The sequence below is a fragment of the Acetobacter oryzoeni genome (assembly GCF_004014775.2).
Lineage (GTDB): Bacteria > Pseudomonadota > Alphaproteobacteria > Acetobacterales > Acetobacteraceae > Acetobacter > Acetobacter oryzoeni.
The window spans coordinates 2,263,597-2,284,698 of record NZ_CP042808.1; the positions used below are offsets into that span (position 1 = coordinate 2,263,597).

Consider the following 21,102-nt stretch of genomic DNA (forward strand, 5'->3'; position numbering starts at 1 on the left):
CGTCTGTTTTACCGTTTCTTATTTGGAAATCTCAGCATGGCTTATACCGCACAAAAAACAGATCCAATCATTCTCAATGCCTTTACCATGGCCACCGTATCACACCTCAATTACGGGCTATGGCGTCATCCACGAGATAAAACATATAGATATACAAGCGTTGAGTATTGGGTTGAACTTGCACGATCTCTAGAAACTTCTGGGTTTGACTGCCTGTTTATAGCAGATGCTCTGGGGCTTATTGATGTTTATGGTGCAAGTCCTGCGCCTTCTCTCAAGCATGGCATTCAGTCACCTTTAATTGATCCACTCCTGCTTGTTTCTGCAATGGCTGCGGCAACAAAAAAGCTGGGATTTGGCGTTACGCTTTCCACCACATACGAACATCCTTATCAAGCTGCGCGTAAGTTCAGCACATTGGATCACATCACCAATGGTCGCATTGGTTGGAATGTTGTCACGTCGCAGCAAGAGAGTGCCGCGCGCAATCTTGGTCTCGGCCACCAAATAGCTCATGATGAGCGTTATAATCTTGCCAATGAGTTTATGGATGTGACTTACAAACTTTGGCAAGGATCTTGGGAAGATAACGCCGTTATCCGGAATACTGATCTGGAAAAAAGTATTTATACAGATCCGTCCAAGGTACATTCCATTCAGCATAAAGGTAAGTATTTTACAGTGCCAGACGGGCATGTTGTACAACCCAGCCCGCAACGCGTGCCTGTAGTGTTACAAGCAGGCACCTCTGCCCGTGGTTCAGACTTTGCAGCCAAGCATGCCGAGATTGTTTTTGTTGTAGGGGCAGGCGCAAATGGCGTGAGAGAAAATGTACGCCGTATCCGTGCTCAGGCAGTGAAGTATGGAAGAAAACCAGAAAACATAAAATTTATTACAGCAGTTGCTGTTGTGACAGCAGAAACAGATGAAGCCGCATGGGAAAAGTTTGAAGAATATTATGGATATTATGACCCTATAGCATCAATTATCCATTATTCATCCATGACTGGTGTAGATTTTTCGCAAACGGCTCCTGACAATGTACTTCGTTACCAAAACACGGAAGCCAGCCAATCTGTTCTACGTCAATTTGATCCGCAAGTCAGTGGGCGCCAATGGACATTAGCCCAAGCCGCTAACCCGCAAAATGGATTTGGGCGCGCACGTACATTTATAGGTTCAGCCACAACCGTGGCGGATGATCTGGAACAGTGGTTGGATGAAACCGAGACGGACGGCATCAACTTGATTCAGCTCGTTAATCCAGAAAGCTTTGAAGATTTTGGTCGTCTGGTTATTCCAGAACTTAAAAAGCGCGGGCGTATTCGGGGCGATCAAGCAGCAACCTTAAGAGAAAGGTTGTTTCCTAATAATGAAAATGGTCGACCCTCAGCAGATCATCCGGCTGCACGCTATGCGTTTGATCAGAAAATTCCAGCCTGAAAGAAACAGTCTGATGGTGCAATCCTTACCACAAGCAGGAAAAACGCCACGTGATTTTGGTATGCAGTATCTGGGGCTTTTGTTTTTTATGATTGGAGATGGTGTGGAGGTTGGTTACCTATCACCATTTCTGGTCTCCTCGGGCATAAGTGAGCATCAGGTAGCATTTATTTTTACGTTATATGGCTTTGCTGCTGCAATTTCTGCATGGGGCGCTGGATTGCTGTGTGAGTATGCGGGCTGCCGCAAGGTGATTATTGCAGGTGTGGTATTATGGGTGGTACCACAAGTGCTTTTTTTGGCTTGGGCGCTGCCATCGCATACAGCATGGGGTATCTTGCTTACATACAGTATCAGAGGGTTCGGATACCCTTTATTAGCGTACGGTATTCTCACTCTTATTGTTAAAGAAGTAAGTGCAGAGCAAAGAGGTCTGGCTTCTGGCATTTTCTGGTTTTGCTTTACGTGTGGGCTACCCACACTCGGCACTGTTGTAGCTGCTGCAAGCTTACCGATACTAGGAGAATATCTTACTTTTTGGGTTGCACTAGGCGTTGTTATACTAGGTGGAAGCCTGAGTGTAATTGCTTTGCCCAACAACTCGGATCAGCCAAAGGCTTTATCTATACATCAGGATAGACATTTTTTGCAGTTTCTGAAGGACGGATACGCATACCCTTCTTTGCTGCTTGTATGCATTATCAGAGCGATTAATTCAGCAGCTACGCATGGTATTATTGTGTTCATGCCATTCTATTTTGTGCAAACGCTTGGATTATCAAACGAATTATGGATCCATTTTTTAGAAACCATTTTTGCCAGTAACATCGTTTTTAACGTGCTTTTAGGAGCCGTAAGTGATCGTTTGTCTTGGCGTGGAACTGTTTTGTGGGCTGGTGGCATAGGAAGCAGCTTTGCTTGCGCCCTGCTATATTGGGTGCCGGCCCTATATGGGCATAGCCATCCGTGGAGCGTGTACGTAGCCGCAATTCTGTTTGGCCTTACATTAGCCGGATATGTTCCGCTTTCAGCCTTAACGCCTTCCCTTTTACCAGAAAAGAAAGGGGTTGCTATGTCGTTCCTAAATCTGGGGGCTGGATGCAGTGTATGGTTGGGGCCTCTTATTGTTTATATTTTTCAGCCATTTGTTGGCGTTGCGGGCGTTATCCATATTTACGCATTTCTCTTTTTTGTAAGTGGCATTCTGGTGTCGCTCATCAAGATCCCACCACAATCAGCAGGCAGGATCCTGCATCGCCAGAATTCTTCCTCAATATTCTCTCCTATGCAACTTTAACCAAGAGGAAATACTGCAATGTCTGAAACACTCAATACAGAACATCTTGTTGCTGAAAAAGTTGGATCACGGTTAGGAGCTGTCCTTCATGGAATAGATGCGAAAAAGGATCTAACAGAAGATCAAAAAGAATTTTTAAATAAAGAACTTGTGAAAAATAAAGTTATTTTCCTAAAAAAACAGTTTTTGGATGATGCGCAACATGAACGTTTAAGCCGTGTATTCGGTGAACCTATTCTGCACCCAACAATCGCTCCGCCTCAAGGCACAAAATATACGTTTGAACTTAAATCTCGTTATGGGCGTTCAACAGATTCATGGCATACAGATGTTACGTTTATGACCAATTATCCAAAAGCCTCAATTTTGCGGGCTTTACATATTCCCCCATACGGAGGCACAACAATTTGGGCAAATACAGCAACCGCGTATGAGGCATTGCCTGCACCATTAAAAGCATTGGCAGATGCGGCTTGGGCCATTCATTCTAATGATTATGATACAAATTATTATAAATTTGATAGCCGAAAAGAAGAAATATCGGCTTTCAGAAAAGAATTTACATCTCAAATATATAAAACAGTGCATCCTGTTGTAAGGGTTCATCCAGACAGTGGAGAAAAGAGTCTGGTGTTAGGGCATTTTGTGATTGGATTGGACGGGTTTTCCACCAAAGACGCCAATGCACTTTTCGAAATTTTTCAGAATTATATAACAGAAATTGAAAATACTATTACCTGGCGATGGGAACCTGGAGACGTAGCAATATGGGATAATCGTAGCACCCAACATTACGCTCCTGCAGATTTTGATCAACACCGCAGGGAATTAAGACGTATTACAGTGAAAGGAGACATACCTATAAACGTAGATGGAAAAAAAAGTTATTATATTTAATTAAATAAATAGCTCTATACCAATCGTATAGAGCTATTTATTTCTATGATCATACCTCTCAATAATATTTTAAGCATTTATATAAAAACATTTTTTCTATCTCATTATGATAAATAAAATTTATAATCAAATACTTCCAAAAGAAGAAATCATCCTATCTAATACCTAAAGCACCGCCCACTGACGTAATAGGTTATGATATGTTGCCGTCAGGCCAAGAACAGCAGAATGATCATCAGGAAGTTGTTTCCTGACATCCATTATTGACTGATCAAACTGGTACAAAAGCGTGCGCTGTGTGTCATCAGCCACCATAGATTGAGACCAGAAAAAAGAGGCCCAACGGCTGCCACGCGTTACCTTTTCTACACTATGTAAGCTTGTAGAAGGATAGATAACCATATCCCCTGCCGGACAACGAATTTTTTGAACACCATACGTATCTTGTACAATAAGTTCTCCTCCATCATACTCGTCCATGCCACTTAGAAACAATGTAGAAGAAACATCCGTACGAATACGAAAACCTGTACCAGGCAAATGACGAATGGCGTTATCTACATGCGTATGAAAACACATTCCTTCATCATACCGGTTAAACAATGGTGGAAAAACACGTAACGGTAACACTGCACTGTTAAACGTCGGATTACGCCCCAACGCTTGCAGAATGATTTCCCCCAGTTCTTGGCTTTCTGCACTTTCTTGCGGGATCTGAAGATTAAACTTTGCTTTTACAGATTGATCTCCCGCAGTAACCTTACCATCAACCCATTGCGATTTTTCCAGTGTCTTACGGCAATAAGCAATTTCTTCAGAAGTCAGAACGTTGGGAATGTGAACAAGCATAATAGGTCTTACCGTTCAGCTAGGTTTTACATCAGAATGTTTGTGATTATTACCTGAATGCTGAGGCAAAATCTTCAGCAGCACGTCCGAAGCAGACTTACCTGATCGTGAAGCAATCTCATCCAGTGTTTCTGATGTAGAATGTACCATATAACCATCTCGCGTTAAACGCGCACCCAATTCATCTGGCGATACATGAAGTAAAGGGGCCAGATCTATAAGCGGAGCATGCGTTAAAACAGGAAAAACTCGGGCAGCCGGATTTCCTCCTTTATGACCTGTCGTTAGCATAAAGGCTCCTGCTGCCACTAAAGACGCCATGCACGCAAATATCATTGTCTTATTACGGAAATAGAGCAAAAACTGAGACCAGTTGCGCCACATATGCATAAAAAAAGGTAGCAACAATACCATACTGAGCCATGTATGCATGGAGTGGAACATCCCTGGCATCCAATGAAAAAACAGGGCTGTTCCAGAAACAGCTGAAACAATAAACAAGCCGGTGATCAACGGAGTAGAATATTTTTTTATAACGATATTCATGGAAACCATACCCTGTTAAAACAAGAATAATATTCAAACCCAGCGTGCATTCTAAGCACTCTTACAAGAATGGAAGAAGCGCTCTTTTGCTCTTTCTACGATTTTGCAAAAACGCGCATCTTCCACACCGTAAAATAGTTTTTCTATTGCCTGAAAAACATCCTCAAACCCAAGATCAAGAGCCCCCTCAAGGCACATTAAGGCGGCTTCCCTCTCTCCATACAAAAGGTGGTAACGCGCCATATTTAAATAGCCCCAACAATCTCCAGAATTTATGGCTGCTCTAAAAAAATCAATGGATTTTCCAGGTTCAATTTCAGGAATAAGCCCATCCTCAATAATAAGACCAAGCATGTTAAACGCTTTAGAAATGCCATGCTGTGCAGACATAACATACAAATTATATGCCGTTTGCGTATCCTTTTTTACGCCCTTACCTGCCAAATAAAGGTCTGCCAGATTAAACATGGCCCACCCTTCTCCCATGCTCGCAGCATGAGAGAAATACATTGCAGCAGCAGATGCATTACACGGAACACCCCAACCGCGCTCATACGCACGCCCAAGCATGTTTAACGCACGAGGATCCCCCGATCGTGCTGCAACTTCAAACATATTAAATGCATCTGAAAATTTACCATTATTCAGATAAATCTGCCCAAGCATGAGTTGCACATTCACTGTGGAGACAGAATGACATGCTTTGTCTTCCGGGAAATCTTTATCAAGCGTACCAACACCTGTAACTGGTTTCATAATTTGCACCACAAAAACAAAGCATGCATCATAAGTTTTTTATATTTTCTGATATTATTAGAATGTCACACCAATGTTTCCTATAAAGTACCGGCCAGATGCAGGAACAACGCGTGAACCAGAGAATGAAGAAGCATAATTCAACTTATTTGTGATGTTGTTGGCATTAAACGACACACGATAATGCTTGTAATCCCAAGACAACATCCCATTCAGTAGGAACGTATTAGGGATACGTGCCGTATTGGCCGTATCTGGGCCTGCCCAATAACCAGATGAATATTGTACGCCACCACCAATTTTTAACGTGCCCCATTCAGGATTCAGTAATTGTCTGGAAAGATCATACGAGCTCCAAACAGACATTGTATTATGTGGCACCTGTGGAGCAGTTTTCCCGTTATCTCCGGTGCTACTATGGGTTACACGCCCATCCATATAGGAATAAGATGCAAACACCTGCCAATCTCGTGTAAGCTTGCCATTGGCGCTTAATTCCACACCACGGATACGTCGGCCACTTCCTGAATCTGCAAACCCTGTTTCCATATCACCGTTTACATCATAGTAACGAGAATTATTTTCACTGATCTGGAAGAAAGAAACGGTTGTTCCCAGCCGTTTATGTAGAAAATCCGCCTTACTGCCAAACTCAAACAAATCACTCCGCTGGGGTGAAAGGTTTACACCTTTCTGTGCAACATCGCCTGCTTGTGGCTTGATTGTCACCAGAGAGGATACATCGGTTCCCACTGGCTTATAGGAGCGTGCAAACGTAAAGTAGAAAGAGGCATTTTTCAAAGGAGAATACATAATGCTGGCAGATGGACTCCAGCGATCAGATTTCTGCTCTGCACGGCCTTGCGCAGCCTTGGAGCGCGCGTAATATGTGCTGCTGAAGGAATCCCAACGACCGGTTCCAAAAAGAGAAAGCTGTTTGGTTAACTGAATACGGTCAGAAAAGAACAACCCAACATCTCTGGCATTTGCATTCCCATACCCAGAAGATGGAAAACTAACTGACGTGCCAGAATAAGAATATTGTGGATTACGAATGGTCTGATTATTCACTCGGTTGGTAAAGCTACCAGGCCAACGGGAATCACTTGCATAGTTTACATCAACACCAGCTTTAATGTCGTGATGCACAAAGCCTGTTTTAAACTGTGAACGTCCCATCAGGATATTTTGTACACCCCAGCCTTCCTGACGGTAAGCAGCGCCACCACCGGCACCATAAGGCAATGCATAATTACCACCTGCCAGAAATGCTGTTGCGCAAGCACCGGAACATGCAGCAGGCGTTGTAGCAGTATAATCACGATTATACAGGCTTAAACGCGTATCATTCGTGAGCGTAAACCAGCGCGAAATCTCGGATTTAAGAGAGGATGTCAAAGAATGAATGTTGGAGCGATCAAAATCGAAATTACGTGTATAGCTGGTGTTTCGAGACAGACCATATTCTGTAATAGGACGGTAAATCCCATTCACCTGGATCATGCTTACACCGTAATCGGGCTTGCTATCACTGTTTAGCCACTGCCACGTTAAATGCCAGGATGTTTTGCTACGCAAGCCAACGCCAAAATCAACCGCAGCACCGTACCTATTTGAGGTTACATTATTACGATCAACGACATCCTGTTTATTGAACATTCCGTTGACACGAATGGCCATATCATCATTGATCTGATAGTTGATATCACCTACCCCACGGAAGAGCGGGCCACTCCCAAAGGACTGATCATAACTGTAACTGTTACCCGCATGTGCATGCTTCTGGCTTTGGTTGATAACCCCACCAACATTGCCTGCACCAAAATATTCGCCTGATGGCCCCTTAATAACTTCAACACTTTCCGTATTGAAAACATCTCGGGTATATGTGCCAAAATCACGCAGGCCATCGGTATAAATATCCTGCCTGGCCTGCAGACCACGGATACGAAACTGATCACCATTCAGGCCCCCAGCTCCCTCCCCTGTTGAAAGCGTAATGCCCGGAACATTGCTCAGCGCCTGATCCAGCGTGAAAGCACGCTGTTGCTTCATGAGTTCCTGTGGCACGACGTTAATGGTTTGAGGGGTATCACGCACGGAGGCAGGCATACGTGAAATATTCAGTATCTTACTGTTGGTATTCCCTGCCTCATAAGATTCATTTTTAGATTCAGCATGTCCTCCCACCCGCACTGCGGAAAGTTTAATAGATGTATCGGATGAGGAAGGCTGAGGTGGTTGCGCCGCATCTTCTGCCTGCGCTTTGCTTTCTGTAACACCCAACCCAACAGATACACCCAAGGCAACAGCCACACGCAGGCCCTTGCCTTGTGAACTCGGGTGAGACAACTCTGATCGACTCATTTGCCGCACTCCTGATGAACCCTAGTTTCTGGTTCACCTTACTAGATAATAGGGACGAAACGGCTACCTGATAATCATTCTCATCTTACGAAGCAAATGATTATCAATATCATATATTATCAAATTGCATGGGGTGTGCTTTTGCCGCAACAGGTTGTTGATGACCAAAAATTGCCTACAAACCAAAATTCATAAAATAAATTTTAATTTTTCAATATGTTAGCAAGATATCCGTATTTACAAAGGATCTTTGAGCAAATGATCCATACTGGGTGTTTGCAAAATATTAAGATATTCACGCTTAGATGATAGTGATTCGCACTTGCGTATAGATAAGCACTTTGTTATCTGCTGCTTGAGATATGCCCCGCGTGAGAAAGCATAAGGCACCTGTTTTCCAATTACGCCATCGGTTGTTCCTTACAGGTTCTCCTGCGTATCACTTCATTATATGTATTGCGAAAGTACTTGGTATCTTATGCCCTCATCAGAATCATCTCTTCAGATCCCCCTTTCTTTTTCTCCATGGGAGATGTTCCTGAATGCGGGTTCTGTTGTGCAATGTGTCATGGCACTTCTTGCGCTTGCCTCGCTTCTGACATGGACCATCTTCATCGCCAAATCTGTTGAGTTTTTGAGTGTTCGTAGAAAACTGAGAACAGCAGAAAAAACTCTGGAAGAGGCCGGCACATTAGCTTTGGGTGAAAAAGGCACACGCCAAAACAGCATTGCGCATACACTGGTTATGGCAGCAGAAACTGAAAAAGCTGTTTCGCACGACATTCCTAATGACAACGAAGGCCTTAAGGAACGTATTGTTTTACACCTTGAGCGCCTGGAAGCAGCAGAGGGGCGTCGGCTCATGCGCGGCACAGGCCTATTGGCCACCATTGGTGCAACATCACCTTTTATTGGGCTGTTCGGCACTGTGTGGGGAATTATGACATCCTTTACAGGTATTGCTGCCAGCAAAGCCACCAGCCTCGCTGTGGTGGCTCCTGGCATTGCAGAAGCCTTGTTAGCCACCGCGCTCGGGCTTGTAGCTGCTATTCCTGCGGTGGTTATCTATAATCATCTTGCACGCCAATCTGCATCCTGCAGAGCGCAAGTGGCGGATCTGACATCTCTTGTCATGCGTCTGGTTTCTCGTGATCTGAGCCGAGCGCATATCTTTACAACCAGTGCTCAGATTACCCCTTTTAATGTCAATCGCATGGCTGGGGAATAAGCCATATGCGCCGTATCCAGCATGCAGATGAAAATCCACACGAAGCAAGTGAGATCAATGTAACGCCGTTCATTGATGTTATGTTGGTGCTTTTAGTAATCTTTATGGTTACGGCCCCGCTCACCACAGTCAACGTACCTGTAGATCTACCTTCATCAACAGAAAAACCGGCGCCACGCCCTGAAAATCCTGTTTTTCTAACAGTAAAAGCTGATCATGCACTAGCACTTGGTGAAGATAATGTATCGGCTGAGAACCTACCCCAAGCGTTAGAAACAGCGACCAAGGGAAACAAAGATGAACGTATTTTCCTACGTGCTGACAAAACGGTAGATTACGGAACACTCATGAGTGTGATGGATAAGCTTCGCTCTGCTGGTTATCTCAAGGTTGCTCTTGTTAATTTGCAAGGACAAGAAGAGGGATCTGCCCCAGCGGCAAAGGCCGAGCCATGAGCGCAACAACATATAAAAATGTAGCAGAAAACGTGCCCTCAACAGCTTTTTCTGATTGGAAGATTCAACAAATACGAAAAGCCCGGCAAGAAGATACCTTCCGTTGGGGCATATCTTTTTTAATTGTCGTGGCGACAACCGGCGCCGCCGCTTTATCTTTCCTGTACATGCCGCATACAGCCCCCGCCATACCTGAGCCTCCACCAGCGGCTATTGCTATTGATATGGCACCGGAACCTGTTGCACCCCCTTCTCCGCCTACAGATGCGCCGCCCGGCCCTCAGCAAACAATTTCAGAATCAGACCCGTCTCCCGTTGATCCCGCTAAGTTGGAAGCCCCTCCTGCGCCAGCTCCACACCCACCTATTCCTGTTCCCAAACTTGAAAAACCACATAAAATTGTGAAAAAGCAGAAACCTACAGTAAATCTTAAAAAACCAGTTCCTGACAAAACACCACCGGCTGAAAAAACAACGGCTCCTCCCACCTCCAAGGCACCACCGGCTCAAACGCAGGCCGCACCTGTTGAAGGATCGTCTTCCTCTCATGCTTCCCAGAGTCCCGCCACATGGCAAGGAGCTTTGCTGGCTCGTCTAGAAAAATATAAACGTTACCCGGCAGAAGCGATGTCGGCTCATCAGGAGGGAGCTCCAAGACTACATTTCACGATGGACCGAAAAGGACATGTGCTTTCTGCCCATATCGAAAAAAGCTCTGGCTACTCACTGTTAGATGGTGAAGCCTTGGCACTTGTACGACGGGCCGAACCCTTACCTAGCCCACCCGATAGTGTGGCAGGTGCTTCTATTACACTCACCGTGCCAATCGAATTTTATATGGAACAAGAACGGGATTAAAAAGTTTTTTGTTATTACTGATATATTTATATATCATGAGACAATAACTTGCCCTTCATATCATTTTTTGACGCAAGAGCGCCCATTCTGCCTCTACGCTATCTGCAACGCGCCGTGCCACAGCAGATAAAGGCCGTGCACGATCATGCGCCAGCGCCAACCGTAGAGGAGGAACATGTGCTCCTGCTAAGGGCGTAAAAGCCATGTCTCCACTCTGGACCTCATCCATCACATCCAGATAGCTGAGAATGGTGATACCCAAGCCTGCCTTCACCAAAGACTTTATCATCTGCACATTATTGGCTCCAGAAATCACATTCGGATTGACCATTGTGTCTGCTTCCAGTTTTGAAAAAACAGATGCGAGCGCCAATGGCTCTTCTGGCACAATAACCGGATATTCAGCGCATATTGAGAACCGAGCAGAAGATTGCTGAGTGACTGGATGCTTGGGTAGGCTTACTACCCCTAACGGGAAAGAAAGCATGGAACGCACCTGCAGGTCTCGCAAATCTGCTGGATCTAACAGAAATGCCAAATCTCCCTCCCCTGCAAAAAGGCGTTCTCCCAACTCTGCATTGTCATGAATATGAATATTCAGAACAATTCCGGGGTATTGTTCTTTAAGGCGCGCAGCAATGCTGGGTAAAAATACGCGCGCCAAAGCCTCTGGGGCCAAAATATCTATGCGCCCACGGCGCATTCCCTTTAGATCATCAATCTGACGATTAAGGCTTTCAAAATCCTTCGCCCACCGGCTGGCATGCGCATAAAATAACTCTCCCACCGCAGTTAAACGCATGCCGGAAGAAAGGCGCTCAAATAGCGGTGTTTGGAGGGCCTGCTCACCTAACAAAATATGTCTATCAATGGCAGAAGCCGCAATATGCAGGTCTTCCGATGCTTTGCGGATAGAGCCATGCCGTGCCACAGCCAAAAAATAGATCAGAAAGCGCGAAAATGGGTTCATTTGTCTGTTCTCAGTTTGAGAATGCATACTGCATGAAATAGATATATCCGATAATATGCGCTTGATGAAACACTGTCTCTTAAAGGAACGGGAAACCTTTCCCATTTAGGAGATTAAGCTGTGACACCACCAGCCTGCGCCCGCACCACCGATACCAAACTCCCCCGCGAGCTCAGTTTTGATGCTGATGACTGGCTTATTCTTGCCTCTTACTGGCACCCCATTGCCCTTGTGCGTGAATTGGAAGACAAACCATTAGGTGTAACGCTGCTTGATACGCCGTTGGTTGTTTATCGGGCAGGTGAAGAAATTGTTGTCGCAGATGATCTGTGCCCTCATCGTGGTGTGCCCCTCAGCATGGGCAAGGGTAACGGCCAAACAGTTGCCTGCGCCTATCACGGCTTCCAGTTTGGTCATCAAGGCCAGTGTGTGCGTGTTCCTGCCCACCCGGATAGCGCCATTCCTTCCCGCCTGAACTTACACAATTACCCTGCCGTAGAACGGTATGGCTTAATTTGGACGTGCCTGCGCCCACAGGCAGATGGAGATATCTCAATTCCATCCATGCCACATTGGGATGAAGCTGGTTTTCAACAAATCAACTGCCCTTGGATAGATATTGCCGGTTTTGCCGGACGGCAGGTTGAAGGCTTTATAGATGTTGCCCATTTTGCATTTGTGCATACAGAAACTTTTGCAGACCCGAACAACCCTGTTGTGCCAGCTTACATGCCCAAAATGACACCATATGGGTTTGAAGCAGAATACCGTAGCTATGTAGGCAACTATCCTATTGGGCAATCAGAACGCGGACGGCCAGATTTTGAATGGCTTCGCCATTTTCGGGTGCATGTTCCTTTTACCGCCACGCTGGAAATTCACTTTCCCGATAACGGTAGGCTGGTCATCATGAATGCGGCTTCTCCTGTTTCTGCCAAAAAAACACGTATGTTTGCCCCTATGTGCCGTAACTTTGATACCGATCTGCCTTTGCAGGATGTTTATGATTTCAATCTGAAAGTCTTTGAAGAAGACCGCGCCTTGGTAGAAGCCCAGAAACCCGAAAACCTGCCACTTGACCCTTCATTGGAAGTGCATGTGGTGGCAGACCGCAGTTCCATTGCCTATCGGCGCGCCTTACGCAACATCGGCTTAAGCCAGTTTTTTACCGCCTAAAAAATTAAAAAATCATAGTTCCCCTTCTTACATGAAAGTTGTGCTGAGATTACTCAGCCACTTTCATGTGAGTTGAGAGAACCACATGACTCTTATCCAACACCCACACGTATTAAGAGCCTGCCCACCCGGCATTTCTAACATTCAAAATAAAAATATGGTCAAACTCCGTATCATTACATTCATGTAATTACATTGATATAACCCAGAATCTTCAACCTGAATATTCACCTTACGCAGTGCCTGCACCTAGAAAACTCAAGAAAAAGAGATATACCCTCTCTTCCCAAACGATATAAACACGCGTTACCTTACGTGAGTCTGCGCGTATATTCTTGATATAACACTATATATTTTATCAGGATGCACCACAGGCACAAAAACAAGAACAGAAAGTTTTTAGGCGTGCTTCCATCATCTGCTCCCCTTTCCAGTTCACACCAACGCTTCCTTTACCTTCAGGTTCTGGTAGCTGTGGGTGCAGGCATTGCCGTGGGTGCAATGTTTCCCTCTGTTGCCACTGCGCTTAAACCGCTGGGAGATGGGTTTGTTAAACTTATCAAAATGGTCATTGCACCTGTTATTTTTCTAACAGTGTGCACAGGCATTGCAGGCATGGCGGACCTTAAGCAAACAGGCCGCGTAGCAGGCAAAGCCATGCTATATTTTTTGTGCTTTTCCACTTTGGCACTGGCTATTGGCATGCTTGTAGCCAACGTTCTGCAACCCGGTGCCGGGCTGCATATTCGCCCGGAAAGCCTTGATACAAGTTCTGTTACACAGTTTGTAAGTGCTGCTGCACAACATCACTCCTTTTCAGATTTTTTGCTCCAAATCATTCCCTCCACCACCGCCGGTGCATTTACATCTGGTGAAATTTTACAGGTTCTGCTGGTTGCCATCCTGTTTGGCATCAGTCTGGCCAAAATGGGTAAGGCGGGTGAAACTGTCCTCAACCTGTTTTATAGTCTGACAGAATTGGTTTTTGGGGTTGTACGTCTGGTAATGTATCTGGCCCCTATTGGGGCTTTTGGTGCCATGGCCTTTACCGTTGGTAAATTTGGCCTGCATTCCATTCTGCACCTTCTTGCCTTGGTACTGACATTTTACCTCACTGCCATTCTGTTTGTAGGCGTTGTTTTGGGTATTGTGGCAAGGTTGGCTGGCTTTAGCATTCTGCGGCTGTTGGTCTTTTTAAAAGAAGAGCTGCTCATTGTGCTGGGCACGAGTTCTTCCGAATCTGCCCTACCCGGCCTGATTGCCAAATTGGAACGGGCTGGCTGTTCCCAAGGAATTGTAGGGCTGGTTGTGCCCATGGGCTATTCCTTTAATCTGGATGGTACCAACATTTACATGACACTTGCCGCACTGTTTATTGCGCAGGCTACTGATGTACACCTTAGCTTTCAAGAACAGCTTGCCCTGCTTCTGGTTGCCATGGTGAGTTCTAAAGGTGCTGCCGGTGTAACAGGGGCGGGCTTTATCACTCTGGCTGCCACTCTTTCTGTTGTGCCCAGTGTACCTGTCGGTGGTATGGCCCTTATTCTGGGGATTGACCGTTTTATGTCTGAATGTCGTTCCCTCACCAATCTGGTTGGTAACGCTGTTGCTGCGATTGTTGTCTCTCGCTGGGAAAATGCGCTGGACGATGCGCAACTTCATGACGCCTTACACACACGGCCACAAATTACAAAAGCACCATCAGCTTAATTGTTATTTTCCGTAGAAAGCTCTCTGCTAGCTTTCTACGGATTTCCTGTATGCGTGTTTTAGAATCATTCCTGTTGTAACAACATAACTTTGTAAACTTTTCCTTGAACATTCGTTATAACAGAAAAAATCTCTTGAATCTTTCTGTATGTAATTTAATTACTATATTCCGTAACAATAAAAATAAAAACAAATGCGGAAACGAGAAAATGTTTGCAGAAATTACAAAATCTATTTTTTAAAGAGAAAGCTGCCAGTCACCTTTCTCTTTAGTCTCTGTATTTCTTTCCCCTTGCTTCAGAAATACGCCGTTGCTTCATGCGAACTGCATGCAATGGCCATTCTTGCGCCATGAGGATCGGGCAATGCCCTCAACTTATATCATTTCTAATTCAGAACAAAAAATATCATGCTATCGGCAAGATTTTTTATCCATTGTCCGTGCAATCTATGTCGGAACAGTTCTTTTCTCATTGAATATTGCTTTTAACGCCACCACTGCACGCGCCCAGCAGAGTGAACCGACTAAATCTCTTGAGAGCCCCCAACTTTTTTCAAAACCTATTATCAACGCTGAAATACCCAAAAAACACAAGCGCCCAATAGCAGAAGAACGTCTGGACGCTCTGTTTGATACAGAAAGCCTTTCCTACCTGCTAAACCACAATAATACAGCGTTACGTAGGCAGGATATCAGCGCTGGGTATTTTGTTGCCGAACAGGCTTTTGGCAATTTGGCCCCCGGCCTTAAACCTTGGCGCGACAGGTTAAGTGAACACGGCTTTACCTTTGAGTTAACCTACAAAGGTGAAGGTATGGCCAATCTTGCTGGCGGCCTTTCAAAAGGTATGGATTACACGCACGAAATACGTGCCAGCATGCTGTTTGATCTGGGCAAGTTAACAGGTTGGAATCCGCTACAGGGGTGGTACCTGCATGGTATTGTTATGAACCGTGAAGGTAGGCAAGTCGGTTGGGATCATGTTGGAGAAAGAAACGTACTTCTTACAGAAGTATGGAGCATCCACGGGCCGGCCGCGGCTCGCCTGGCAGATCTGTATCTGGAAAAATCTTTCCTCAATAACCGTATCAATATCAATGTTGGGCGCATTTCACTTACGCACACATATTCTACTTCTATTTTACTGTGCACATTCATGACCATGTGCTCTGCGCCCATGGCTATACGAGAACCGGCTGGTTGGAGTGTTTACCCCAAAACATCATGGGGAGGCACAGTACGCTTTCGGCCAACGCATGATCTTATCCTGCGCACAGGCATTTATCGCATAGGCCCTAAAGCCCGCGATAACACAGGCTGGGCATGGGGCGATGAGCCTTATACGGGCATTCAAACTCCGGTTGAATTAACGTGGGAGCCGTTTTTTGGCACGCGTAAGCTTCCCGGTCATTACAAAATCGGCTTTGGCCACGATACCTCACCTTACCCTGATATGGTTGGCACCATTCCGGCCGCTTTTGCGGGGTCTGTGCATCCACACAAACTCAAGCCGCGTGATACATTTTATATAGAGGCAGATCAGATGGTGTATCGCAGCCATGGCGAACACCAAATGGCTGGCGGCTACGTGTTGGCAGGGTTTATTCATAACACGCCAAGTAACTCTACATTCTCAAACGAATTTTATGCTGGCGCTTCCCTTCTGGGCATTATTCCCCACCGGCCATTGGATCGTCTGGGCGTGATGTATTCCTATTACCAGCTCAGCCCCCGTCTGGCCTACGGGCAACGCATGCGGGAAGCCGCAGGCGTTCCGCTTGGCCCGTATATCAATGGACCACAAACGCATTCCGCTATTCTGGAAGCGTATTACGGCATTCCTGTCACACCGGGTTTGGTTATTACGCCGGAGTTTGAATATATGATGCGCCCCGGAGAAACCTCGGTTATTCCCAATGCTATTCTGGCGGGACTTAAGGTTATTGCTGCCCTGTAAGGCAAAGCGAGGCGCAAAAACCTCTCACCTGCTCTGCTTTTCTCATACTGGCACCAAGTCCTCTTATTGCTAGAATAAATGCTTGAACAGATGGATGGTGCTGCGCAAGCGGCTTAAAAGGGAATGCCGTGCACGGTTTTTGCCTCATATTGAAGCAGAAACTTATAGTCGGCAGCTGCTCCCGCAACTGTAAGGGGAGGTTGGACCTGCTGCCGATCGCGGCTAGCCACTGGCCGGTAATACGGCTGGGAAGGCAAAAGGTCTAACACACACCAGATCCCCAAGCCAGGAGACCTGCCTCCATCAGGCACATCACACCGGGCGGGATGAACCGGTAGCGGCAGGACAAGGCAGCAAAATGTACAAACATGCCTTTAGCTCATTTATAACAGCACTGCTTCTTGCATGGGGCACCATACCTTCTCATGCTCATGCAGAAAACGCCTCCACACCAACCATAACAGGACAATGGATTACAGAAGACGGCAAAGGCGTATTCGATATCCATAGCTGTGGCGATAAGATGTGCGGGAATCTTGTAGGGTTGAACCTAACGCAGGATGAAGAAGCTTCTAGCCGCAGAAAAACTGAATGTAACCTTCAAATGCTCAAAGGCTTCCACCCCATGGAAGACCGGCATGACCATTGGAAAGGCCACATTTTTGACCCTCAAAGCAAAAATACTTACGATGCCATTGTATGGGTGGCGGAAGACGGCTCCCTGAAATTGCATGGTTTTTTAGGTTTGGAACTTTTTGGCAGAACAGATACGTGGCAGCCATTTCATGGCCATATAGGTAATAACTGCCGCATTAACCCCTGAGCATACCTGCATCAACAGGGCATGAAATAGGTATTATGCCGTTATAACAGGTTGCAAGCTCAGGCCTTCTCTATAAAACCATTCACAATTTGGCATTCAATATTTCTCCGCAATGTTTCATTCCGACAGGGCGGAGCCCGGCTTTGTAGGGAGAACCCGAAGAATGAGACAAACGCACAAGGGGCAACCTGTAGCGGAATGGTGTGCATCCCCTAACGCCATGCGCTTGAACAAGCTTTTACGTATGTCCCGGCGAGATGTGCTTTTAGGTGGTATTGGTCTTTCTGTTGCAGGCGCAACAGGTGCAGCCCTTGCGGCAGATACCGCTCCTGCCACCCCAAACAATGAAGATCTATCCCGCTTTATGCAGGTATCCCAGCGCCTGACAGATAGAGAGACGTTAAACCCCCAGATTGGCGCGGCCCTGTACGCCAACATTGTGCAGGCCAATGCAGATCGGAAAGACAAACTTAACGCCTTACATACCCTGCTGGAGCGGGAAAAATTTACAACAGCATCAGCCTTTGCACATGCTGCAGAAAAATCTGATCCAAAGCTTAAAGATGTCATTCACGAAATTCTAACCGGCTGGTACCGGGGCATTGCAGATGGCAAGGTGGTGGTTTACCGCTCTGCCCTGATGTTCGACATCACGAAGGATGCCGTTTACCCCAAAACCTACGCAACGGGCGGCCCATTCTACTGGACAAGCAAGCCACCAGAAGTTGCACGCCCCAAAGGGCACCCTGCACTTTCTGCTTCCGCCCTTGTTATCGAACCGACCTGATCTTACGGGATACCCCGCCTTATGCCCTCCGAAGAAAATCTTTCAGCCGACGTTGTGATCGTAGGATCAGGCGTTGCAGGCAGCTCTATTGCCAATGAACTGGCACGTGCCGGTATTTCCGTCATTGTGCTGGAAGCTGGCCCGCGCGTTGACCGCCAGCATTTTGTGGAAAACTTCCGCAATCTGGAAAACAAACCGTCCTACCAGGGGCCCTTCCCGGCCGTACCTTGGGCACGGCATCCGCCTGATCAGCAAACCCCGAACGATTACCTGCACACCACCGGCCCGAATGCCGAAGCCTATCAGCAGGTTTACCTGCGCATGATGGGCGGCACCACATGGCACTGGGCAGGTTGTGCCTGGCGCTATCTGCCATCAGACTTTGAACTGAAAACACGTTACGGTCAGGGCCGCGATTGGGCTTTGACATATGATGATCTGGAACCCTTTTACTATCAGGCAGAAGTCATAATGGGGGTTTGTGGGCCAGATCCTGCGGTGGAAGATCTTGGGTCCCCCCGCAAACAGCCTTATCCTATGGATGCGCTGCCCATTTCCTACGCTGCGCAGCAGTTCCGTAAGCTGATTCAGGAAAAAACGCCGTGGCGCGTGGTGCATGAACCACAGGCCCGTAACACCCGCCCGTATGATAGCCGCCCAACATGTGAAGGGCATAATAACTGCATGCCTATCTGCCCTATTGGGGCCATGTATAACGGCAGTTATTCTGTTTACCATGCAGAAGCCGCCGGGGCTAAGTTTATTCCCAACGCTGTAGTGTATAAGATTGAGCGAGACAGCGCGAACAAGCGCGTAACCGCCGTACATTACTTTGACCCCGACAAAGGGTCTCACCGCGTAACGGGCAAATATTTTGTTATTGCCGCGCACTGCATTGAAACAGCCAAACTGCTGCTGCTTTCTGCCGATGAGCAAAGCCCAGATGGTGTTGCCAACAGTTCCGGCCATGTAGGCCGCAACATGATGGACCATACAGGCGTGCAGGTAACCTTTATCAGTGGTGACCAAGCCTTGTGGCCGGGCCGTGGACCGCTGGAAACGAACGTGATTGACAATTTCCGTGATGGAAACTGGCGCACGGATCGTGGCGCCTATCTTGTACATATGGTGGATGATAACCAGGTAGATCTGGCCACCCAGCTGGCAATTTCCAAAGGTTACGTTGGCCGGGAACTGGAAGAACAAATCCGCTATCTGGCTTCGCACACAGTGCGCCTGTTCAGCCATAACGAAGCACTGCCAGACCCCAATAACCGCCTCACACTCAGCAAGGATCATAAGGATATTCTGGGGATCCCGCACCCGGAAGTGTATTACAAGCTGCCCGAATATACCGTGCGCAGTTGTGAACACACGCGCTACGTTTTCCGTAACCTTATCAAGCTGATGCACGGCACGGATGAACAGTGGACACCGGGCTACTTCCCGCAGGATCATCCCGCAGGCAGCACCATTATGGGCACGGACCCCAAGGATTCCGTAGTGGATGGCCATTGCCGGACGCATGACCATGACAACCTGTTTATTGCCAGTTCCTCGGTTTTCTCAACCGTTGGCACCGGCAACATCACCCTGACTGTAGCCGCCTTGGCGCTACGTGTTGCCGATACGCTGAAAAAAGAACTTGCTCATGCCTGATTTTTCCAAAACCTTGCGCGTCCTTCTTTCAGCAAGCACGGTCATTGGTGTCTGTGCCCTTGGCCAGACACCTGTGCATGCAGAAGATGCTGCTCCAGATCAGGCGGTGCTGGATCGTGGTGCCTATATTGCCACTGCGTCAGATTGTATTGCCTGCCACACCAAACCCGGTTCGCAGCCTTTTGCTGGAGGCCTAAAAATTGCAACACCTATGGGTGATGTGATTTCCACCAACATCACGCCGGACCCAGACCACGGCATTGGCAAATACACAGAGCAGGACTTTGAACAGGCCGTACGCCACGGTGTGCGCAAAGATGGTGCTTACCTGTACCCTGTTATGCCTTATGTTTCTTACGCAGGTATGACAGACCAAGATGTGCATGCACTTTATGTGTGGTTCATGCACAGCGTAAAACCAGTAGCCAGCGCCCCAGCAGAAACAACATTGGTGTTTCCTGCCAATATGCGTAGCGCAATGGCGGCATGGAACTTTGTAACCACCAAGGAAGAACCAGAAAGCGGGGATTCCAGCACATATAATCCGCTACGCCGGGGTAAGTATCTTACCAATGCGCTGGAACATTGCGGCACCTGCCATACCCCCCGTAACTTCATGCTAAGTGAAAAGCAGGACAGATATCTGGCCGGCACTTCTCTAGATGGATGGTATGCTCCCAACATTACCTCCAGCAAAACCGGCGGTATCGGCAACTGGAGCGAAGACGATATTGTTGCCTACCTGAAAACAGGCCACGCCAATGGCCACGCGCAGGCAGCAGGCCCCATGGCAGAAGCCGTGGAACATAGCACTAGCCATCTGACAGATCAGGACCTGCACGCCATAGCCACTTATATTCATCAAGTGCCAGCTATGGATGATGATATGGAACATCAGGCACGAGATAGCTTTGGCAAAGCCACCGAAGCGCTGGACATCCGCCAGAGTGCCCCTACCCGCATTGATGATCTGACCGAGATGGATGGACAACACGCGTATGATGCCAACTGCGCAGCCTGCCACGGCCAGACTGGTATGGGCACGAAGGACCAATACGCACCTTCACTGTTCCACAACTCCACTGTGGGCAGCGCACGGCCAGACAATCTTATCATGACCATTCTGCACGGGGTGCAGCGTAAAACCGAAGCAGGCGATGTCTCTATGCCTGACTTTAGCGGGCATTCAGACGTGCAACGTTTGAGTGATGATGAGATTGCCAAGATCGTGAATTATGTGATGGCAACCTTTGGCAGTGGAGACCCACACGTAACAGCAGATCAGGTTGCGCAGTTCCATAAAGACAAATAACAGCCACCCCAC

General features: G+C 47.0%; 18 protein-coding genes and 1 riboswitch. Of the genes, 13 read left to right on the plus strand and 5 right to left on the minus strand.

All coding sequences use genetic code 11. The features are described 5' to 3' along the window. Positions 1-36: 36 nt before the first annotated feature. Genes EOV40_RS10530 through EOV40_RS10540 form a run of 3 tightly spaced genes read left to right on the plus strand, consistent with a single transcriptional unit; the run spans position 37 to position 3,637 of the window. Positions 37-1,443 carry an LLM class flavin-dependent oxidoreductase gene (locus tag EOV40_RS10530; protein ID WP_128105927.1) on the plus strand — a complete coding sequence of 469 codons (1,407 nt, stop codon included), beginning with the start codon at positions 37-39 and terminating at the stop codon, positions 1,441-1,443. After that, positions 1,373-2,740, plus strand: a complete 1,368-nt coding sequence (locus EOV40_RS10535; RefSeq protein ID WP_128105928.1) for an MFS transporter — start codon at positions 1,373-1,375, stop codon at positions 2,738-2,740. Before EOV40_RS10530 ends, EOV40_RS10535 begins: the two co-directional genes overlap by 71 nt. An 18-nt stretch (positions 2,741-2,758) precedes the next feature. Further along, positions 2,759-3,637 carry a TauD/TfdA dioxygenase family protein gene (locus EOV40_RS10540; RefSeq protein ID WP_128105929.1) on the plus strand — a complete coding sequence of 293 codons (879 nt, stop codon included), beginning with the start codon at positions 2,759-2,761 and terminating at the stop codon, positions 3,635-3,637. Between the two features lie 165 nt (positions 3,638-3,802). On the opposite strand, the gene EOV40_RS10545 is transcribed toward EOV40_RS10540, so the two are convergent. Genes EOV40_RS10545 through EOV40_RS10560 form a run of 4 tightly spaced genes read right to left on the minus strand, consistent with a single transcriptional unit; the run spans position 3,803 to position 8,155 of the window. Then, complete coding sequence (locus EOV40_RS10545) at positions 3,803-4,486, minus strand: Fe2+-dependent dioxygenase (RefSeq protein ID WP_128105930.1); 684 nt, start codon at positions 4,484-4,486, stop codon at positions 3,803-3,805. A 15-nt stretch (positions 4,487-4,501) separates the two neighbouring features. Further along, positions 4,502-5,041 (minus strand): hypothetical protein, encoded by a 540-nt coding sequence (locus EOV40_RS10550; RefSeq protein ID WP_128105931.1) that lies wholly within the window; start codon positions 5,039-5,041, stop codon positions 4,502-4,504. Between the two features lie 42 nt (positions 5,042-5,083). Then, the gene (locus EOV40_RS10555) at positions 5,084-5,800 is read right to left on the minus strand and encodes a tetratricopeptide repeat protein (protein ID WP_208729179.1); all 717 of its coding nucleotides are present in this window, start codon (positions 5,798-5,800) and stop codon (positions 5,084-5,086) included. Positions 5,801-5,845: 45 nt separating this feature from the next. Next, positions 5,846-8,155, minus strand: coding sequence for a TonB-dependent receptor (locus EOV40_RS10560; RefSeq protein WP_128105933.1), 2,310 nt, complete (start codon positions 8,153-8,155; stop codon positions 5,846-5,848). Between the two features lie 451 nt (positions 8,156-8,606). Here EOV40_RS10560 and exbB point away from each other — a divergent pair, with 451 nt between their 5' ends. The 3 genes from exbB to EOV40_RS10575 are packed head-to-tail and all read left to right on the plus strand — an operon-like array spanning position 8,607 to position 10,695. Then, complete coding sequence (gene exbB / locus EOV40_RS10565; protein WP_208729181.1) at positions 8,607-9,383, plus strand: tonB-system energizer ExbB; 777 nt, start codon at positions 8,607-8,609, stop codon at positions 9,381-9,383. Between the two features lie 5 nt (positions 9,384-9,388). Further along, a complete protein-coding gene (exbD, locus tag EOV40_RS10570) occupies positions 9,389-9,838 on the plus strand; it encodes a TonB system transport protein ExbD (RefSeq protein WP_087651761.1) in 450 nt (149 codons plus the stop codon). Next, complete coding sequence (locus EOV40_RS10575) at positions 9,835-10,695, plus strand: energy transducer TonB (protein WP_128105935.1); 861 nt, start codon at positions 9,835-9,837, stop codon at positions 10,693-10,695. Before exbD ends, EOV40_RS10575 begins: the two co-directional genes overlap by 4 nt. A 55-nt stretch (positions 10,696-10,750) precedes the next feature. Here EOV40_RS10575 and EOV40_RS10580 read toward each other — a convergent pair whose 3' ends face one another. Beyond that, the gene (locus EOV40_RS10580; RefSeq protein ID WP_128105936.1) at positions 10,751-11,692 is read right to left on the minus strand and encodes a LysR family transcriptional regulator; all 942 of its coding nucleotides are present in this window, start codon (positions 11,690-11,692) and stop codon (positions 10,751-10,753) included. 93 nt (positions 11,693-11,785) lie between these two features. Here EOV40_RS10580 and EOV40_RS10585 point away from each other — a divergent pair, with 93 nt between their 5' ends. The 7 genes from EOV40_RS10585 (at position 11,786) to EOV40_RS10615 (ending at position 21,090) form a co-directional block, all read left to right on the plus strand. Next, positions 11,786-12,841 carry an aromatic ring-hydroxylating oxygenase subunit alpha gene (locus EOV40_RS10585; RefSeq protein WP_128105937.1) on the plus strand — a complete coding sequence of 352 codons (1,056 nt, stop codon included), beginning with the start codon at positions 11,786-11,788 and terminating at the stop codon, positions 12,839-12,841. Between the two features lie 405 nt (positions 12,842-13,246). Next, a complete protein-coding gene (locus EOV40_RS10590; RefSeq protein ID WP_128105938.1) occupies positions 13,247-14,551 on the plus strand; it encodes a dicarboxylate/amino acid:cation symporter in 1,305 nt (434 codons plus the stop codon). Positions 14,552-14,916: 365 nt separating this feature from the next. After that, on the plus strand, positions 14,917-16,509 hold the full coding sequence (locus EOV40_RS10595) for a carbohydrate porin (protein WP_128105939.1): 1,593 nt from the start codon (positions 14,917-14,919) through the stop codon (positions 16,507-16,509). Between the two features lie 77 nt (positions 16,510-16,586). Beyond that, a riboswitch (cobalamin riboswitch) is annotated at positions 16,587-16,825 on the plus strand. Between the two features lie 42 nt (positions 16,826-16,867). Beyond that, the gene (locus tag EOV40_RS10600) at positions 16,868-17,332 is read left to right on the plus strand and encodes a DUF2147 domain-containing protein (protein ID WP_128105940.1); all 465 of its coding nucleotides are present in this window, start codon (positions 16,868-16,870) and stop codon (positions 17,330-17,332) included. 112 nt (positions 17,333-17,444) lie between these two features. Next, positions 17,445-18,119 carry a sorbitol dehydrogenase family protein gene (locus EOV40_RS10605; protein ID WP_050818509.1) on the plus strand — a complete coding sequence of 225 codons (675 nt, stop codon included), beginning with the start codon at positions 17,445-17,447 and terminating at the stop codon, positions 18,117-18,119. Positions 18,120-18,140: 21 nt separating this feature from the next. Beyond that, a complete protein-coding gene (locus EOV40_RS10610) occupies positions 18,141-19,778 on the plus strand; it encodes a GMC family oxidoreductase (RefSeq protein WP_128105941.1) in 1,638 nt (545 codons plus the stop codon). Beyond that, a complete protein-coding gene (locus EOV40_RS10615; RefSeq protein ID WP_128105942.1) occupies positions 19,771-21,090 on the plus strand; it encodes a c-type cytochrome in 1,320 nt (439 codons plus the stop codon). The genes EOV40_RS10610 and EOV40_RS10615 overlap by 8 nt, the downstream gene beginning before the upstream one ends. Positions 21,091-21,102: the final 12 nt, after the last annotated feature.

What these genes read in the sequence shown, in the direction of transcription:
- EOV40_RS10530 (WP_128105927.1), top strand. Translation starts at nt 37, where the DNA reads ATGGCTTATACCGCACAAAAAACAGATCCAATCATTCTCAATGCCTTT.
- EOV40_RS10535 (WP_128105928.1), top strand. Translation starts at nt 1,373, where the DNA reads ATGAAAATGGTCGACCCTCAGCAGATCATCCGGCTGCACGCTATGCGT.
- EOV40_RS10540 (WP_128105929.1), top strand. Translation starts at nt 2,759, where the DNA reads ATGTCTGAAACACTCAATACAGAACATCTTGTTGCTGAAAAAGTTGGA.
- EOV40_RS10545 (WP_128105930.1), bottom strand. Translation starts at nt 4,486, where the DNA reads ATGCTTGTTCACATTCCCAACGTTCTGACTTCTGAAGAAATTGCTTAT.
- EOV40_RS10550 (WP_128105931.1), bottom strand. Translation starts at nt 5,041, where the DNA reads ATGGTTTCCATGAATATCGTTATAAAAAAATATTCTACTCCGTTGATC.
- EOV40_RS10560 (WP_128105933.1), bottom strand. Translation starts at nt 8,155, where the DNA reads ATGAGTCGATCAGAGTTGTCTCACCCGAGTTCACAAGGCAAGGGCCTG.
- exbB (WP_208729181.1), top strand. Translation starts at nt 8,607, where the DNA reads ATGTATTGCGAAAGTACTTGGTATCTTATGCCCTCATCAGAATCATCT.
- exbD (WP_087651761.1), top strand. Translation starts at nt 9,389, where the DNA reads ATGCGCCGTATCCAGCATGCAGATGAAAATCCACACGAAGCAAGTGAG.
- EOV40_RS10575 (WP_128105935.1), top strand. Translation starts at nt 9,835, where the DNA reads ATGAGCGCAACAACATATAAAAATGTAGCAGAAAACGTGCCCTCAACA.
- EOV40_RS10580 (WP_128105936.1), bottom strand. Translation starts at nt 11,692, where the DNA reads ATGCATTCTCAAACTGAGAACAGACAAATGAACCCATTTTCGCGCTTT.
- EOV40_RS10595 (WP_128105939.1), top strand. Translation starts at nt 14,917, where the DNA reads ATGCCCTCAACTTATATCATTTCTAATTCAGAACAAAAAATATCATGC.
- EOV40_RS10600 (WP_128105940.1), top strand. Translation starts at nt 16,868, where the DNA reads ATGTACAAACATGCCTTTAGCTCATTTATAACAGCACTGCTTCTTGCA.
- EOV40_RS10605 (WP_050818509.1), top strand. Translation starts at nt 17,445, where the DNA reads ATGTTTCATTCCGACAGGGCGGAGCCCGGCTTTGTAGGGAGAACCCGA.
- EOV40_RS10610 (WP_128105941.1), top strand. Translation starts at nt 18,141, where the DNA reads ATGCCCTCCGAAGAAAATCTTTCAGCCGACGTTGTGATCGTAGGATCA.
- EOV40_RS10615 (WP_128105942.1), top strand. Translation starts at nt 19,771, where the DNA reads ATGCCTGATTTTTCCAAAACCTTGCGCGTCCTTCTTTCAGCAAGCACG.